Source organism: Sabulicella flocculans, assembly GCF_045449635.1.
Taxonomy (GTDB): domain Bacteria; phylum Pseudomonadota; class Alphaproteobacteria; order Acetobacterales; family Acetobacteraceae; genus Roseococcus.
This window is the reverse complement of sequence record NZ_JBJJBR010000075.1, coordinates 1-255: the sequence shown is the minus strand read 5'-3', so window position 1 is coordinate 255 and position 255 is coordinate 1. Positions and strand designations below refer to the sequence as shown.

1 protein-coding gene is annotated in these 255 nt (G+C 71.4%); it reads right to left on the bottom strand.

Annotation, left to right across the window (positions count from 1 at the left end):
* On the bottom strand, window positions 1-255 hold a 255-nt coding region (locus tag ACI6QG_RS19685; RefSeq protein WP_491630761.1), incomplete at both ends, for a phage major capsid protein.

Sequence of the window (255 nt, the reverse complement as noted above, 5' to 3'; positions counted from 1 at the left end):
CCTCGATGCCATCCACGCCCTGGACCGGGCCGGTGGTGACCTGCGGCCCCTCGGCGCCGTTGAGGTAGCCGTAGACGTAGACGGGCGCGGCGCTCGGCTCCGCAAAGAGATACCAGCGGTTCGCCTGCACCAGCGGCTCCACCACCGGCTGCACGAAGGACGCAAACACGTTCTCCTGCGTGACCTGGTTGGCCGCGACCGGCACGGTGAGCTGGCGGGCGGGGAGCTCGAGGCTCGGCCCGACCAGCAGGCGCA